Origin of the sequence: Burkholderia sp. Ac-20384, assembly GCF_017104605.1 — a bacterium.
Taxonomy (GTDB): domain Bacteria; phylum Pseudomonadota; class Gammaproteobacteria; order Burkholderiales; family Burkholderiaceae; genus Burkholderia; species Burkholderia lata.
Window position 1 is genome coordinate 1 of sequence record NZ_JAAGPE010000237.1, and the last position, 14,770, is coordinate 14,770.

Here is a 14,770-nt window from a genome sequence, read left to right on the forward strand (position 1 = left end):
TCAGGGCGGCCTGCGGCGGTGCGGCAGCCAATCCGCCCGCCAACGGCGCATCCGGAGAATCGCCGGCGGCGCCTGTCCCGCGATGCCAGTCCGCGCCGCTCCACATCGCCATGCCGGCAATCGCCGCCAGCCCCACGACACCATAGACCATGGCGCGCCGCGCCAGCGGCGCGCGCCCTCCTCGTGCCGTCATCGATTACACGCCCGCCAGCTTCAGCCGGTTCGCATGCGTGCGGATCACCGCGACCGGATCTTCCGCATACGCGCCGCGCACGCCGAGCAGCTGGTTGATCTCGTCGAGGTGGTTCCACTTGTAGCTCGTGCTCAGCACCTTGCCGTACAGCGCACTGCACTTCGACACGAGCCCGTCGTTCTGCCCCGAGCTACGGTTGATCATCACCGTGCCCGTGCCGTACAGCGCGAGCGTCGACAGGTCGAGCGCATTGGCCGGGTCGACGACCGGAATGGTGCTCGTGTCCGTCGCACCCGTGACGCCGAACAGCGAGAGCGTCGGCTGGATCGCCGTGCCGGCCCACGAGTACAGCAGATGCGTATTGCCGCCGACGGTTTCCGTCGGCGCACCGGTCTGGCAACTGCCCGGCGCACCGAGGCCCGCGCTCGGATAGTTCTGGTTGTACGTGGCGGCCCGTGCGGTCGTCAGCGTCTGCAGCGCGGCGAGCGCGTCCTGGTTCGTGTTGTGGCTGCTGCTCGTCAGGATCCCGAACACATTGACGAACGCGGCGATCACCGATGACGAAAGCCCGGTCGGATCGTACGCAAGCACGTTCTGCACGAAGTCGGCGAACTCGGAGCCGCGATGCGGCGTGCCGATCGTCGTCACCGACGCAACGAGTTCGGGTGCGACGGCCGCGACGTAGCGCGACGTGAGGCCGCCCTGGCTGTGACCGACGAGATTGACCTTGGTTGCGCCCGTCGCCGCGAGCACCGTCTTCACGTAAGCGAGCAGCTGTTCGCCGCGCCCGTTCGGGCCGTCGTCGCTCTGGAACCCCGACAGGTTCGCGACGTAGACGGTCGCACCGTTCTGTTGCAGGTCTTCCTGGATGCCATACCAATACTCGAGCACGCCGGCGTACTTGTCGGTACCCGAGAGCCCGTGCACGAGGATGATCGGATAACGCGTCGCCGTGTAGCCATCGGCGGGCGAGCTCGCCGCCATCGCCGCGTGCGTCGTCGCGAGCGTCATTGCTACCGTCGTCCCCGCGAACGGCGCGATGCTCATCGCGCATGCCACTGCCCCTGCCACCACCCTGGAACGCATCGTTCTGGCCATGCATGTTCTCCTGATTATTGTGCTGCCGGTGCGAATGAAGCCGGATCGACACGCACTATGCGTCGCAAACGTCGCGACCACCGTGTGCGTCGAATGCGGGAGTGAATCACGAGTCGCGAACGTTTGCGCCCTGACTAGATACGGTTCTCTAATCGGTTGACGTACCCCGCCCGTTCGGGCGGGGCCGCATTCATGCGTGCGCATGCTGCAACGCACACGCGCAACGCGTTACAGCTTCGCACTCACGCGCACCCATGCGGTCCGGCCCGGCTCCATCACCGGCGAGTTCGCCGGATAGCCGAAGCCCGCGTTGCCGGCGAGGTTCAGGTGCTCGGTGTAGGCCTTGTTCAGCACGTTGTCGACGCCGACCGAGATCTGCACGGTCTTGCTGACGTTGTATTGCGTATGCAGCGAGAGCACACCGAATCCGGCGCTCGGGCCGAAGTCCTTGCCGACCACGTTGCCCTCGTTCAGTGCATAGCGATGCTGCGGCGCAACGATGCGCCACAGTCCCCCTGCCGACCACGCGCCACGCGTGTATTCGAGCCCGATGCGCGCCTCGAGCGGCGGCATCTGCGGCAACGGATCGCCGGTTGCCACGTTGCGCCCCCACGCATACGCGAGCGACGTGTCGACGCGCAGCGGCGAAACCGGTTTCCACGACACACCCGCTTCGCCACCCATGATCTGCGCATTGACGTTGGTTGCCTGCGTGGTCGGGCCCATCATGCCGGCCGCGTAGTTGAACAGAATGAAATCCTGCACGTAGCCCGCGTAGGCCGACACCCAGGCGTCGAGCCGGTCGCTCTTGTATTGCGCACCGATGTCGAGCTGCGTGGTCTTCTCCGGCTGCACCGCCGAGAACGCGTTGATCGAACCGGCCGGCCCGCGCTTCGCGGAGAACAGTTCCCAGTAGTCGGGATAGCGCTCCGTATGGCCGACGCCCGCGTACCACGTGACCGGCAGCGACACGAGATCGCGCTCGTAGCGGATGAAACCGCTCGGTAACACGCGCGTGCGATCGTCGTCGAAAGTCGGGTTCGGCTTGCTCATCATCATGCCGCTCGTTGTCGCACGCTTGTCGCGTGCGCTCGCGTAGTCGACGCGCACGCCGCCGATCACGCGCGACACGTCGCTTGCGTACCATGTCAGTTCGCCGAACACGCCTGCGTTCCACATCGTCGCCTGCGCATCCCACGGCTTGTCGCCGTAGTTCTGCCGCCCCATCGCCGAACGCGAGTCGAGCCGGTTCGATTGCGCATCGACGCCCGTCACGAGCTTGAAGTCGTCGGCAAAGCGGAACGTCGCGGCCGCGCGCGCGCCGAACGTGCGACGCCGCACTTCCGACGCCATCCGCATCGGCATGCTGCTGGTCGGGTCCGGTTGCCGCAACGTGTAGTTGTCCATCACGTGATCGGCTTCGTTGTAGTACACGCGTGCCTCGATCCGGTCGAGCACATCGCCGAGATGCTTCTTGTCGAACGACAGGCCGAACGTCTCGCGACGGAAATGCGCGCCGTCCATCCCGCGCCCCGCATAGCGCGCATAGCCGTCACCGGTGCCGGCAGTCAGCTCGACGCGGGTGTGGTCGTCCGGCGTCCAGCCGAGCGCCGCGTCGGCATTCCACTTGTCCCACTGCGAAGGCACGGTGTTGCCGTTGCCGTCCTTGTAGTCCTGCGAATGGGCATGGTTCGCGGTCACGCGGCCATAGACATCCGGCGTGCCGGCCGTCACGTCGATGTTCTGGTCGTTGCGGCCGAACGACCCGCCGACCAGGCTGCCGTCGAAACGCATGCCGGGCTTGTCGAAGCGCGGCGTCACACGCTCGAACATCACGGTGCCGGCCGACGCGCCGGGACCGTACAGCACGGTCTGCGGCCCCTTCACGACGGTGACCTTGTCATAGCTTTCCGGTGCGATGTACGACGTCGGCGCATCCATCCGGCCCGGACAGGCGCCGAGCGTCGACATCCCGTTCGCCAGAATGTTCAGCCGCGAGCCGAACATCCCGCGCAGCACGATGTCGCCGTTGGTGCCGCCGCTGCGGATCGACGTGAAGCCGGGGATCGTTTTCAGGTAATCCGCGCCGTCGCTGGCAGGCAGCGGCTGGCGCGGAGTCTTCGGATCCGTGACGACGACGAGCGGCGTCGACAGCGGCGATGCGACGACTTCGATGGCCGGCAGCGGCGCGGCCGTATCGTCGGTCGCCGCGCCGGGTGCGCGCGCCGTTTCGGCGGCCGCGGCGCTCGCGGCCAATGCGCTGACAGCAAGCGCGGGAACGGTGAGTTTCAGCACGCGCGGCAACCGCCGCGCACAGGCATTGCGTGACGCCCGCGGCGCACGCAACTGGAAAATGGTCATGATCGAAAGCCCGAGTGACGCCCTCCACGCGGCCTCGACGGGCCGCACGGATTCAGCGGTGAATAGAACGGAAACAGCGCGTCAGGCGCGCTCGGGCGGTGCGCGCGGGTATGCGCGCGGATAGCGGTCGGTGCGCGCCGCGACGGCAGGCGGCGCGACGGCGGAAACGGAAACGACGGGAACGGAAGCGAGTGCCGCGGCGGCAGGCCCGCCGATCGCAGGGCTGTGCGCGAAGAAGCCGCAGTAGCCGCACGCATCGAGATGCAGCGCATGATCGTGCATGCGGCCCGCATCGGGCGACTGATGCGCGCCATGCTCCGTACTGCAGACGATTGCGTCGGGTGTGGCCGCCTGCGCGACACGCCACTGCGACACCAGCGGCGCCGCGATCGCGAACCAGATCGCGAGCACGCCAAGCCAGGCGGTCAGGTGACGATGTCGGTGCAGCATGCTCGGCAACGAGTAAGCGGAATGTAAAAACAGCCGAGATGTTACAGAATGTTTAACGCGATGACCAGCGCGGATGCCGGTAAACGGGCCGGGGGCGCATGGTTGTCAACACAACCATGCGCCCCCGCCTGCTGCTGGCTTGCGGAACGTGCCGTTCAGGGCGCCATGCGTCGCAGCACGTCGTCGCGCCGGATGAAATGATGGTAGAGCGCGGCCAGCGCGTGCAGGCCGATCACGAAGTAGAACGCGTTGCCGATCAGCTCGTGCGCTTCCTTGATCGTCGGCCGCAGCGCCTTGTCGGGGCCGAACAGCGTGAATGAAATGCCGAGCCAGTCGAGCGACACCGGCTTGCCGCCCAGGTTGATCATCATGATGCCGAGCAGCGGCTGCGCGATGATGAACACGTAGAGCGCGACATGCGCGAGCTTCGACAGCCAGCGCAGCAGCGTCGCTTGCGGAATCGCGTCCGGCACACGGCTGACGGCTCGCCACAGCACGCGCAGCACCGACAGCACGAGCACGAGCGTGCCCGCGGTGAGATGCACGTTCATCCAGAACACCCGGCTGTCGCTGCCTTTCGGCCCGCGAATCTCGATCGCCAGGTAGGCCAGCGCCACCAGCAGGAAGACGGCCCAGTGGAAGAAGATCGCGGGCGAGCTGTAGCGCGTCTGTTTCGCGAGGATGTTTCTCATGCTTCGTCTCGTGTTGTATGCGGGGATGGACGCATGCAGCCACCGGCCTGCGCCCGGCAAAACTGCCCCGATTGTAGCCGCACGGGCGCCCGGTTTTGCACGACGCGCGCAAATATCCGACGAATTGCCTACGTGCGCCGCGCGGGGCGTCATATGGAAAATCCGCATCGCGCGCCCAAACGGCTGTGGCACGATGGAGCTTTGGTGCGACGGCGCGCGGGCATCATGAGCAAGGCGTTCTTCGTTGCGGCCTATCGGCTGACCGCCGCGTTGCTCGCGGTATCCACCACGCTGCACAGCGTCGCCGACTACTGGCACCTGCCGGGCTTTCATCTCGGCAACTACCTCAGCTACTTCACGCAACTGAGCAGCCTCTACGCGGCCGCGATGCTCGCCACCGGGCTCTGGCGCATCGCACGCCCCGGCTCGGCCCGCTACGAATCGATGCGCGGCGCCGCGGTGCTGTACGTCCTGATCACCGCGATCGTCTACGAACTCCTGCTCGCGCGACTCGATGCGCTGCGCCACATCACGCCGGCATTCAACAACTGGGTGCTGCACCGGATCGTGCCGCTTGTCGTGCTGTGCGACTGGCTGTACGTGGAGCCGCGCCAGCCTATCCCGTGGCGCAGCGCGTTCGCGTGGCTCGGTTTCCCGATCGTCTATCTCGGCTATACGCTGGTGCGTGGCGCGCTGGAGAACTGGTACCCCTATCCGTTCGTCGATCCGCGGCCGCACGGCTACCTGCCGGTTGCGATCCAGTGCTCGCTGATCGCGCTGGGCGCGGCGGCGCTCGCACTGGGCATTCGCTGGCTCGGCAATCACGCGAGACAGTCCGGTGCGGTGACGCTCAAGAAAGGATGAAGGCGGAAGCGTGTGCGCCGCCCGGCGCACACGGGGTGATGCGGGTCGTCAGCCGCCGTTGCGCGGCAGGAAGTTCATCGGGTCGACGACCTTGCCGTTCTGGCGGACTTCGAACTCGAACGTCGAACGGCCGCTCGCGTCGGAGCCCATTTCGGCGACCGGCTGGCCCTGGCGCACCGCATCGCCTTCGTTGACGAGCAGCTTGCCGTTGTGTCCGTAGGCCGTGATGAGCCCGTTCTCATGCTTCAGGATCACGAGCGGGCCGTAGGCCTTGACGCCGGACCCGGCGTACACCACGCGCCCGGCCGCCGCGGCCCGCACCGAATGGTCCGGCCCGGAGGCGACGATCACGATGCCGCGTGTCTTGCCGGCCGAGAACGGCGTCGCCACAACACCGGTGGCCGGCCATGCGAGCGAGCCCGGCTGCGCGGCCGCCGCGGACGGCTGCCCGAGCGACGTCGCGGCAGGCGGCGGCGCGACACGTAGTACCTGGCCGGGATACACGGCATCGGTCGGTGCCATGTGGTTCCAGCTGGCCACGTCCTGGACGCGCTGCCCGTAGGCGTTCGCGACGCCCGCGAGCGTATCGCCCGGATTCACGCGGTAATAGCCGGCAATCACGCCCGGCGTCGCGGCCGACGTAGGTGCCGACTGGCGCGCCGGCTGCCAGCTGTCGGTCCACGGCGTCATCGTGCAGCCCGTCAGCGCGATGGCTGCGGCAACGAGCGCCGCCTGCGGCAGCCAGCGCGTCAGCGCATCGTGGATGGGAATAGTTTCTCTCAAGGGTCCTCCCGGATTTGCGTCGTTGCGCCGCCCACCGCCCCCCGGCGCGCGACGCACGATGTCCGGCCGAACGGCCGGACCAACCAGTATCCGACCGCTCTCGCGGCCGTCAGTTTCCACAGCGGGACATTGGTGCGAATGGGCTCACCGGCCCCTCTTTCGCGTCGTCCCAATCGGCAAAGATACCATTTGTGGCGGTCAAGGCCGCGTCAGGTGCCCGATCCGGCAACAATCTTGCGTCGCCGCACCCGTGTGCCGGCAGCCTGCAAGCCCCGCCGCGCGGGCCGCCGGGCGGGCCTGCGGCGGATCTCCGGCCTGCCGTGCCGCCCTCGCAGGCAGTATCGATCCCGTCACATTCCCCCCTTCGATCGCCACCTATACTCGGTGATGCACTGCGCGATCCAACGACAACGAGGAGCATGACAATGAACAACGCGACGTTTCTTTCCGTGCAGCTCAACGCCGACGACTTCTCCGGTTCCAGCGGCCTGGTCGAATTGCTCAACCGGCACCTGCTGTTCGCGACCGACGTCGCCGAGGCGGCCGATGCGCTCGTCCAGCTGGCGAGCGTCGCGCATATGACCGGTGCCACGCGCCACAGCGTCGAGCTGCCGATCCTCGCGATCGAGCGGCTGCGCGATGCGCTCGACACGTTGAGCGGTTACGACGAAACGTGGCTGCAGGTGCTAGAACCGGCCGAAGCGCTGTTTCGGGACATCGGGCGCGGCCGGCGCCCGCTGCACTGAACCGACGGCTGGCGCGATACGCGCGTCACCAATGAAAACAGCCCGGCGTTCCGCATGACGGAACGTCGGGCTGTTTGTACTTCAGGGGTCGGATCAGGCCGCCGATGCGGCCGCACCATTAACGACCCTTGTAGATCGGGGCGTCGTCAGCGATACGCTTGACTTGCCAGCCGGTCTTGGCCTTGGCCGGCGCGCCGGATTCTTGCGCGGCAGCCGGTTGCGCGCCGTAGCCGGTCGTGTCGGCAGCGGCAACGTTCTGTTGCGGGTTCAGGCGGGCTTCAGCAGCCTGGATGCCTTCCGGGTAGTTCGTACGGTCGCTGCCCAGCTTGTAGCCGGCCTGTTGCACGGCGACCAGTTCGGCCTTCACTTGTGCACGGGTGACGGGCGCGTTCTGTTGGGCGAACGAGACGGCGGGAACGGCGAGGACGGCAGCTGCAGCGAACGTTGCGATCAGCGATTTCATGATTACCTCCGGGATTTTTTTTGCTCCGCCGCACACACCATGTCTGCAGCGATGGATCAGAGTTTAGTCCCGGCGTCCCCTAGGGAAAACCATGAAAGAGCGAAAACACTGTTTCCCCGGAGCTAACAATGTCGGCATCCGGGAGTGAAAAACCCTATTCAGAGAATAGATTTTCGCAACAATACCGTCCCCGCCAGCCGGTCAGGACCAGTTCGCGTGGAAGCTGCCCGGCTTGTCGGTACGCTCGAACGTGTGCGCGCCGAAGAAGTCTCGCTGCGCCTGCACGAGGTTCGCCGGCAGCCGCTCGGAGCGGTAGCTGTCGAAGTACGCGACCGCCGACGCGAACGCCGGAACCGGCACGCCGGCCTTCACCGCGGCGACCACGACGTCGCGCAGCGATGCCTGGTAGTTCGCGGCGATGTCCTTGAAGTACGGATCGAGCAGCAGGTTCGCGAGCGCCGGATCCTTCGCGTACGCATCCGTGATCTTCTGCAGGAAGCGCGCGCGGATGATGCAGCCCGCACGGAAGATCTTCGCGATCGTCCCGAGATCGAGGTTCCAGCCGTACTCTTCCGACGCCGTGCGCAGTTGCGCGAAGCCCTGCGCGTACGAGATCACCTTGCTCAGGTACAGCGCGCGGCGCACCGCTTCGACGAACGCGGCACGATCGCCGTCGAACGGTGCGGCGGCCGGGCCCGACAGGACCTTGCTGGCCGCGACGCGCTCGGTCTTCAGCGACGACAGCACGCGCGCGAACACCGATTCGGTGATCAGCGGCAGCGGCACGCCGAGATCCAGCGCATTCTGGCTCGTCCACTTGCCGGTACCCTTCTGCGCGGCGCGATCGAGGATCACGTCGACCAGATGCTTGCCGGTTTCCTCGTCCTTTTTGCCGAAGATCTTCGACGTGATCTCCATCAGGTAGCTGTCGAGTTCGCCCTGGTTCCACTCGGTGTACACCGCGCCGAGTTCGTCGTTGGTCAGGCCCGCGACGTCCTTCAGCACCGCATAGCTTTCGGCGATCAGCTGCATGTCGCCGTACTCGATGCCGTTGTGGACCATCTTCACATAGTGGCCTGCACCGTCCGGCCCCATGTACGCGACGCACGGCTCGCCGTCCGACGGCGCCTTGGCCGCGATCTGCTTGAGGATCGGCTCGACGAGGTCGTATGCGTCACGCTGGCCGCCGGGCATGATCGACGGGCCGCGCAGCGCGCCCTCTTCGCCACCCGACACGCCGGTGCCGATGAAGTGCAGGCCCGATTGCGCGAGCTCCTGGTTGCGGCGGATCGTGTCGGTGAAGTGCGTATTGCCGCCGTCGATCAGCACGTCGCCCTTCTCGAGCAGCGGCTTGAGCGACGCAATCGTCGCATCGGTCGCTTCGCCGGCCTTCACCATCATCAGGATCCGGCGCGGCGTTTCGAGCGACGCGACGAACTCCTCGAGCGTATAGGTCGGCACCAGATTGCGGCCGGGGAATTCGGCGATCAGTTCGTCGGTTTTCTCGCGGCTGCGGTTGTACACCGACACCGCGTAACCGCGGCTCTCGATATTGAGTGCGAGATTGCGGCCCATCACCGCGAGCCCGATCACACCGATTGCTTGTTTGCCCATTAGTCAATTCTCCGGAAAAAACGGGGCGCGACCCGAACCGGGTCGCGCGCACAGGCGAAAGGATAGTGGAAACCCGGCGGCGATGCGCGCTTCCGTGTCATTGCTCCGCGTGCGGCAGCCGCCGGAACACGACGCTCAGGTTGTTCGCCGGCATCTCGACCACCTCGATGCAGTCGAGCCCGCGATCGAGGCCGAGCGCGACGACGGTCTCGAGGTCGCGCACGCCCCACGACGGGTCGCGGCTGCGCAGTTGCAGGTCGAAGGCTTCGTTCGACGGCGCCGTGTGCCGGCCCTCGCGGCGATACGGCCCGTAAAGGAACAGCACGCCACCCGGCCGCAGCAGGCGCGACGCGCCCGCGAACAGCGCGTCGGTGCAGGCCCACGGCGAGATGTGAATCATGTTGATGCAGACGATTGCATCGAGCGCGTCGACCGGCCACGACGCGTCGCGCACGTCGAACGCGAGCGGCCCGGCAACGTTGGCGAGGCCCGCATGGGCAACCCACGCGGCGATCGAGCGCCGCGCCTGAGCATCGGGATCGCTCGGCTGCCAGTGCAGGCCCGGCAGCGCCTGCGCGAAGTGGACCGCGTGCTGCCCCGTGCCGCTCGCGATTTCGAGCACGCGACCGCTCGCCGGCAACACGCGGCGCAAGACGTCGAGGATCGGCCCGCGATTGCGTTCGGCCGCCGGCGCCGACAGCCGCACGGACGGATCGGAAGAAGATGTCGGATCGGTCACGATGCCTGCTCCGGTGCGTGGCCCGTCAGGCCCAACCGCGCAGTCAGCGCGTCGAGCGTGGATGCGCAGCGCGCCTCGACCTTCAGCGTCAGCATCGGATCGGCGCGCGTATGGCCGAGATTGAGCGCGGCGACCGGCTTGTGCTGTGCCTGCGCCCACACGCAGAAGCGGTAGCCGGAATACACCATCAGCGACGAGCCGACGACCAGCAGCGCATCGGCCGCATCGAGCGCCTGCGATGCGAGCGCCACGCGCTCGCGCGGCACGTTTTCGCCGAAGAACACGACCGCCGGCTTCAGCAGCCCGCCGCACGCGGGGCACGCCGGGATGCGGAACGTGTCGAGCGCGGCCCATTCGAGGTGCGCGTCGCCATCCGCGGCCGGCTCGGCCTCTGCGCCCAGCAGTTCGGGATTGTCGCGCTCGAGCATGACCTGGATCGTCGCGCGCGCATGATGCGCGCCGCAATCGAGGCACGTGACGCCGTCGATTCCGCCGTGCAGTTCAATGACGTCGCCGCTGCCCGCGCGCTGGTGCAGGCCATCGACGTTCTGCGTGACGAGACGCTCGATCCGTCCCGCGTGGCCAAGCCGCGCGAGCGCGACGTGCGACCCGTTCGGCTGCGCGCGGCCGACGACGGGCCAGCCGATCATGCTGCGCGCCCAGTAGCGCCGCCGCGCGGCATCGGAGCCGAGAAATTCGTGGAGCTGAATCGGCGGCGAGCGCATCCATTGGCCGTTGCGGTCGCGATAGCCCGGAATGCCGGAGTCGGTGCTGATGCCCGCACCGGTCAGCACCAGCAGGCGCGGATGACGCTCGACGAACGTGTGCAGCGCATCGAGTGCGGCCGGATCGACGCCGGCGGTTGAAGGGTCGTGCAAGGCTTTGTCGTTCATGTTGGCAACGCGTGATCGGGCGCGCCGGCAAGCACCGTGCGCCCGCACGGGCGGCCAGGCACGCCAGCACATGATACAGAACGCCGCGCGATCGGGCCGATGGCTCGCGTCGCAAACCGGCGCACAAAAAAAGACGCCCATCGCCACATGGCGATGGGCGCTTCAACAATTGATCCATCGGGGTAGTGGATCAACTGACAGCACAATTTCGCGGCGTCCGCCCTGCTGCGGCCGGTGGACGCTTCCCCTGGACTGCCTGTGTTCCGCGATGCCGAACGCATCGATGCGCTGCCGGCTTTCCGGTGCGATCCGGTTCGGCCCCGTCGCGCCGACGCGATGCTCGGCGCACACACGCCTACGCCGCGCGACGACTCGCGTTGCGCGCGGCAGATTGACGATCCGGGATCCGGGCCGGGCCATCCGCAGGCATTCACGGTTCATCCCCGACGGCCGACTGGCACCAGTCGGCCTCGTGCGTCATATCTGCACGTCGTCGTTCAGAACAAACCCGATTGCTCGGATGGAACGGAAAGCCGCGCGCTCACGTCGCCTCGATAAACGGCGAAGCGAATAGCCCGGCAGGTCGGCGATTCATGTTTGCAACACGACACGTTGCGATTCGGTCTGTTTTCATTCTCTTGTCCCCGTCTCCGATACGTCCGACCCACTGAAGCGATCGCCGGACCGACTGCGTCCGCGACCGCGCTCACGGCCTGCACAGATATGCAAGGAGCGCACCATGCTTCACGCCGCAAGGCCGCGCGGGCGGATTGGGTGCGATCGACGCGAATCGCGCACCGGCAAGCAGCGCGAACGTTTCGAAACTGAAACGCCCGCCGGATCGACGGACGTCGGCCGCGCGTGCCGTCACGCCGCACCGGCCCGGCCCGCGCGGGCAGCGCGGCGTTGCGTCTGCGCGCGATCGCCGAACGGCTTACAATCGCCCCACAGTTCCGCATGAATGCCGCGCGGCCCCATGCCGGCATTCCTCGCGCAGCGCGCAGCACCTGACCGGAGGCCCCTACTCGACGCATGCCTGACGCAAACGACTGGCTGGATATCGACTACCGCACGCTGTTCCAGCTGCATCCGGATCGCCGGATCGAACGCGAGAACGATCCCGAATGCTCGCCCGCACCGCGCTTCTGGCTCGGCCGATGCGCGGACGGCAACCTGGCGGGCATACGCGCCGACGTGCCCGCCCCGATCGCAGACGCACTCGCGCGCCTGGCCGATAGCGAACCGCCGATGGCGGACCGCATGCAGCCTGCGCATCTCGAACGCTATCTCGCGCTGCTCGCCCCTGTTCTCCACTGGAATATCGGCCTCGTCTATCCGCTGCCGCACGCACTCCGATTCGACACCGCCCCATGTGTCGCGCTGATCGACGGCGACAGCGACGCGGGCCGGCACCTGCTGCATGCGCTGTCCACGCAGGGTATGCCCGAAGGCCTGTTCTCGATGGGGTTTCGGCACGTCGCCGATCTGTGGGCACCGTGGTGCGCGGCCGTCGTCGACGGAGAAGTCGCATCGATCGCGTTCGCCGCGCGGCTGTCCGAAGCCGGTGCCGAACTCGGTCTCGCGACGGCCCCTGCGTTTCGGGGGCGTGGCCTCGCGGCGGCGGTGACCGCAGCGTGGTCGCGGCTGCCGTCGCTTCAAACGCGCACGCTGTTCTACAGCACCGACAGCGACAACCGCGCGTCACAACGCGTGGCGTCGCGCCTCGGCCTCACGCTGCGCGGCACGACGCTGCGGGTGGCTTAGCACCGTGGCCGGCGCGACACCTCAACGAAAAGCTTCGATCACCTTGACGCGACGCCCGGTTTCGTCGACGAAGCAACTGTCGTGTTCCACGAGCCCGAGCGTGCCGCCCGCATCGGGCTGCCGCGATTCGGCACATGTGGCATCCCGTGCCTTGAGCCAGCGGCGCTCGTCGTTGCGCAGTCTCGCTTTGCCCTGCTCGTCCAGGTTCGCCATCTTCGTCTTGTAGACGGCATTCAACCGCTTGTCGGCCGCTTCGTATTTCAGCCGCAGGCAATTGCGGATGTCGGCCGTGTAGCCCGTTTCCTCGGCGGTCTTGCAGATAGCGGCTCGCTCTGCTTCGTCCGCGAGCGCACTGGCCGCAACCGCGAACAACAAAGCGCCCGCTGCCAGACCGATCACCCTGTGTTGAAGCGCATTCATCCGGATTCGTTGTTTCAATGAAGGAAGTCGTCGATTATGCCCGGCCCGCTTTCCGCATCACTTTCGTTGTGTGTACGCCAACCGGTCAAGCTCGATCGGTCCCGGCGCACGCCGTGCCGCGCAACCGTCGTGCAAACACGCTAGCATTCGGACACGCAATGTCGCGCGTTCGCTTCGCGCCGCCTCCAAGGACTCGACATGACCACGCCCGCCCCTGCCCGCCCCGACGTCGCGCATCGCGTCTTTTCGGACGGACGGTTGTCGATCGGCCTCACGCTTCCGCTGCTCCGCACCGGCCATATCGTCGCCGACTTCGACGAGCAGCTCGAACTCGCGGCGCTGGCCGACACGCTCGGCTTTCGCGCACTGTGGATTCGCGACGTGCCGCTGAACAGCGCCGACTACCCCGACCCGGTCGGCCACCTCGATCCGTGGGTCCTGCTCGGCGCACTGGCGTCACGCACGCGCCGGATCGCACTCGCCAGCGGTGCGATCGTGCTGCCGCTGCGTCATCCGCTGCATATCGCGAAAGGCGCGCTGTCGGTCGCGACGCTGTCGGGCGGCCGCTTCATTCTCGGGCTCGGCTCCGGCGACCGGCCGCCCGAATATGCGGCGTTCGGCGTCGATGCGGAGACGCGGCGCGACCGCTACCGCGCGCACTGGGACGTCGTCGCGGCCGCGCTCGGCGTGCCATCGCGCGTACTGCCCGACGAAGCGCCGCCCGATGCACCCGAATTCACGCTGCTGCCGCGCGGCAACGACGCGGTGCCGATGCTGGCGGTCGGCTCGGGCGGGCAAAGCGTCGACTGGATCGCACGGCACTCGATCGGCTGGATGACGTACCACCGCGATCCGGACACGCAGCGCGCCCGCTATTCGATGTGGCGCGCAGCGGTCGACCGGCTCGCGTCGCCCGCCTTTCGCGCATTCGGTGTATCGATGCGGCTCGACCTCCTTCCGGATCCCGACGCGCCAGCCACCGCATTGCCGCTCGGCTATGCAGCCGGACGCCGCGCATTGATCGACGTCCTGCGGGACATGCGAGCGGCGGGCACGCATCACGTCACGCTGAATCCGGGCTCGGACCGGCCCGTGCGCGAAGTCATCGAAGAAATCGCGGAACACGTTCTGCCGGTTTTTCACGACGAGCCAGCGTAATTCGGCAGGATTCCAGATTAATTCGACGCGGCAAGTGCATCGCTCACGGTTGCCGGCAAGCCCGGTGTTACAAAAACCTTACATGGCGGCAATTGAAACGCCCCGACCTGTTTGGCGACCTACAGTCCGCGTCGGACACATGACTGCGCAAACACACCGCAAACGCCCACGCCACGCCGGGTATGCCCGATTCGAATGATCGTCGATGGAACTATTCGGTTCCGATCGCGATCATGTTAACTTCCGTCCATCGTTCAGCCTGGCGGGCCGCGTGCCAATGCGCGCCCGCATGCCTACTCCATGCGACATATCCTCCTCGGCTGGCTGCTTGCCGCCGTCGTCTCGGCCGCCCACGCGGCCGCTCCCGCCCCTGCCGCCGCGTCGGCCGCTTCCGGCACCGCGCCCGCGCTGACACCGCAACAGGCGCAGCAGGCACTCAATGTGCTCGAAAATCCACGCGATCGCGCGCAGGTCGAAACGACGCTGCGTGCGATCGCGGCCGTCGGCGCGCTGAGCCCACCCGCAATCGCGG

15 protein-coding genes and 1 pseudogene are annotated in these 14,770 nt (G+C 67.1%); 5 read left to right on the plus strand and 11 right to left on the minus strand.

All coding sequences use genetic code 11. The features are described from left to right. The 5 genes and pseudogenes from G3O00_RS43535 to G3O00_RS31095 form a co-directional block, all read right to left on the minus strand. Positions 1-193: pseudogene (locus G3O00_RS43535) on the minus strand (lipase chaperone); the annotation flags it as partial. 3 nt (positions 194-196) lie between these two features. Further along, positions 197-1,291 (minus strand): triacylglycerol lipase, encoded by a 1,095-nt coding sequence (locus G3O00_RS31080; RefSeq protein ID WP_174930558.1) that lies wholly within the window; start codon positions 1,289-1,291, stop codon positions 197-199. A gap of 228 nt (positions 1,292-1,519) precedes the next feature. Next, a complete protein-coding gene (locus G3O00_RS31085) occupies positions 1,520-3,652 on the minus strand; it encodes a TonB-dependent copper receptor (RefSeq protein ID WP_206145295.1) in 2,133 nt (710 codons plus the stop codon). Positions 3,653-3,733: 81 nt separating this feature from the next. After that, complete coding sequence (locus G3O00_RS31090; protein ID WP_174982755.1) at positions 3,734-4,102, minus strand: DUF2946 domain-containing protein; 369 nt, start codon at positions 4,100-4,102, stop codon at positions 3,734-3,736. A 155-nt stretch (positions 4,103-4,257) separates the two neighbouring features. Next, positions 4,258-4,794 carry a cytochrome b gene (locus G3O00_RS31095; protein WP_174930561.1) on the minus strand — a complete coding sequence of 179 codons (537 nt, stop codon included), beginning with the start codon at positions 4,792-4,794 and terminating at the stop codon, positions 4,258-4,260. A gap of 225 nt (positions 4,795-5,019) precedes the next feature. On the opposite strand from G3O00_RS31095, the gene G3O00_RS31100 reads away from it, so the two are divergent. Beyond that, positions 5,020-5,658 carry a Pr6Pr family membrane protein gene (locus G3O00_RS31100; protein WP_174930562.1) on the plus strand — a complete coding sequence of 213 codons (639 nt, stop codon included), beginning with the start codon at positions 5,020-5,022 and terminating at the stop codon, positions 5,656-5,658. A gap of 48 nt (positions 5,659-5,706) precedes the next feature. On the opposite strand, the gene G3O00_RS31105 is transcribed toward G3O00_RS31100, so the two are convergent. Beyond that, entirely contained in the window at positions 5,707-6,441 is a 735-nt protein-coding gene (locus tag G3O00_RS31105; RefSeq protein ID WP_011355772.1) for a peptidoglycan DD-metalloendopeptidase family protein, read from the minus strand. A gap of 425 nt (positions 6,442-6,866) precedes the next feature. Here G3O00_RS31105 and G3O00_RS31110 point away from each other — a divergent pair, with 425 nt between their 5' ends. After that, a complete protein-coding gene (locus G3O00_RS31110) occupies positions 6,867-7,187 on the plus strand; it encodes a hypothetical protein (RefSeq protein ID WP_059591748.1) in 321 nt (106 codons plus the stop codon). 118 nt (positions 7,188-7,305) lie between these two features. Here G3O00_RS31110 and G3O00_RS31115 read toward each other — a convergent pair whose 3' ends face one another. The 4 genes from G3O00_RS31115 to G3O00_RS31130 all read right to left on the minus strand — a co-directional run bounded on the left by G3O00_RS31115 (position 7,306) and on the right by G3O00_RS31130 (position 10,896). Continuing rightward, positions 7,306-7,650 carry a DUF4148 domain-containing protein gene (locus G3O00_RS31115; protein ID WP_011355774.1) on the minus strand — a complete coding sequence of 115 codons (345 nt, stop codon included), beginning with the start codon at positions 7,648-7,650 and terminating at the stop codon, positions 7,306-7,308. Between the two features lie 201 nt (positions 7,651-7,851). Further along, positions 7,852-9,264, minus strand: coding sequence for an NADP-dependent phosphogluconate dehydrogenase (gndA, locus tag G3O00_RS31120; protein WP_011355775.1), 1,413 nt, complete (start codon positions 9,262-9,264; stop codon positions 7,852-7,854). 97 nt (positions 9,265-9,361) lie between these two features. Further along, positions 9,362-10,003 carry a DUF938 domain-containing protein gene (locus G3O00_RS31125; RefSeq protein ID WP_174930563.1) on the minus strand — a complete coding sequence of 214 codons (642 nt, stop codon included), beginning with the start codon at positions 10,001-10,003 and terminating at the stop codon, positions 9,362-9,364. Next, a complete protein-coding gene (locus tag G3O00_RS31130) occupies positions 10,000-10,896 on the minus strand; it encodes an NAD-dependent protein deacetylase (protein ID WP_206145296.1) in 897 nt (298 codons plus the stop codon). Before G3O00_RS31130 ends, G3O00_RS31125 begins: the two co-directional genes overlap by 4 nt. Before the next feature lie 1,032 nt (positions 10,897-11,928). Here G3O00_RS31130 and G3O00_RS31135 point away from each other — a divergent pair. Continuing rightward, complete coding sequence (locus G3O00_RS31135; RefSeq protein WP_206145297.1) at positions 11,929-12,660, plus strand: GNAT family N-acetyltransferase; 732 nt, start codon at positions 11,929-11,931, stop codon at positions 12,658-12,660. Positions 12,661-12,681: 21 nt separating this feature from the next. On the opposite strand, the gene G3O00_RS31140 is transcribed toward G3O00_RS31135, so the two are convergent. Then, entirely contained in the window at positions 12,682-13,080 is a 399-nt protein-coding gene (locus G3O00_RS31140; protein WP_206145298.1) for a lysozyme inhibitor LprI family protein, read from the minus strand. 198 nt (positions 13,081-13,278) lie between these two features. On the opposite strand from G3O00_RS31140, the gene G3O00_RS31145 reads away from it, so the two are divergent. Next, complete coding sequence (locus G3O00_RS31145; protein ID WP_206145299.1) at positions 13,279-14,238, plus strand: LLM class oxidoreductase; 960 nt, start codon at positions 13,279-13,281, stop codon at positions 14,236-14,238. A gap of 300 nt (positions 14,239-14,538) precedes the next feature. Then, the coding region (locus G3O00_RS31150) for a hypothetical protein (RefSeq protein WP_206145300.1) at positions 14,539-14,770 on the plus strand (232 nt) is incomplete at its 3' end.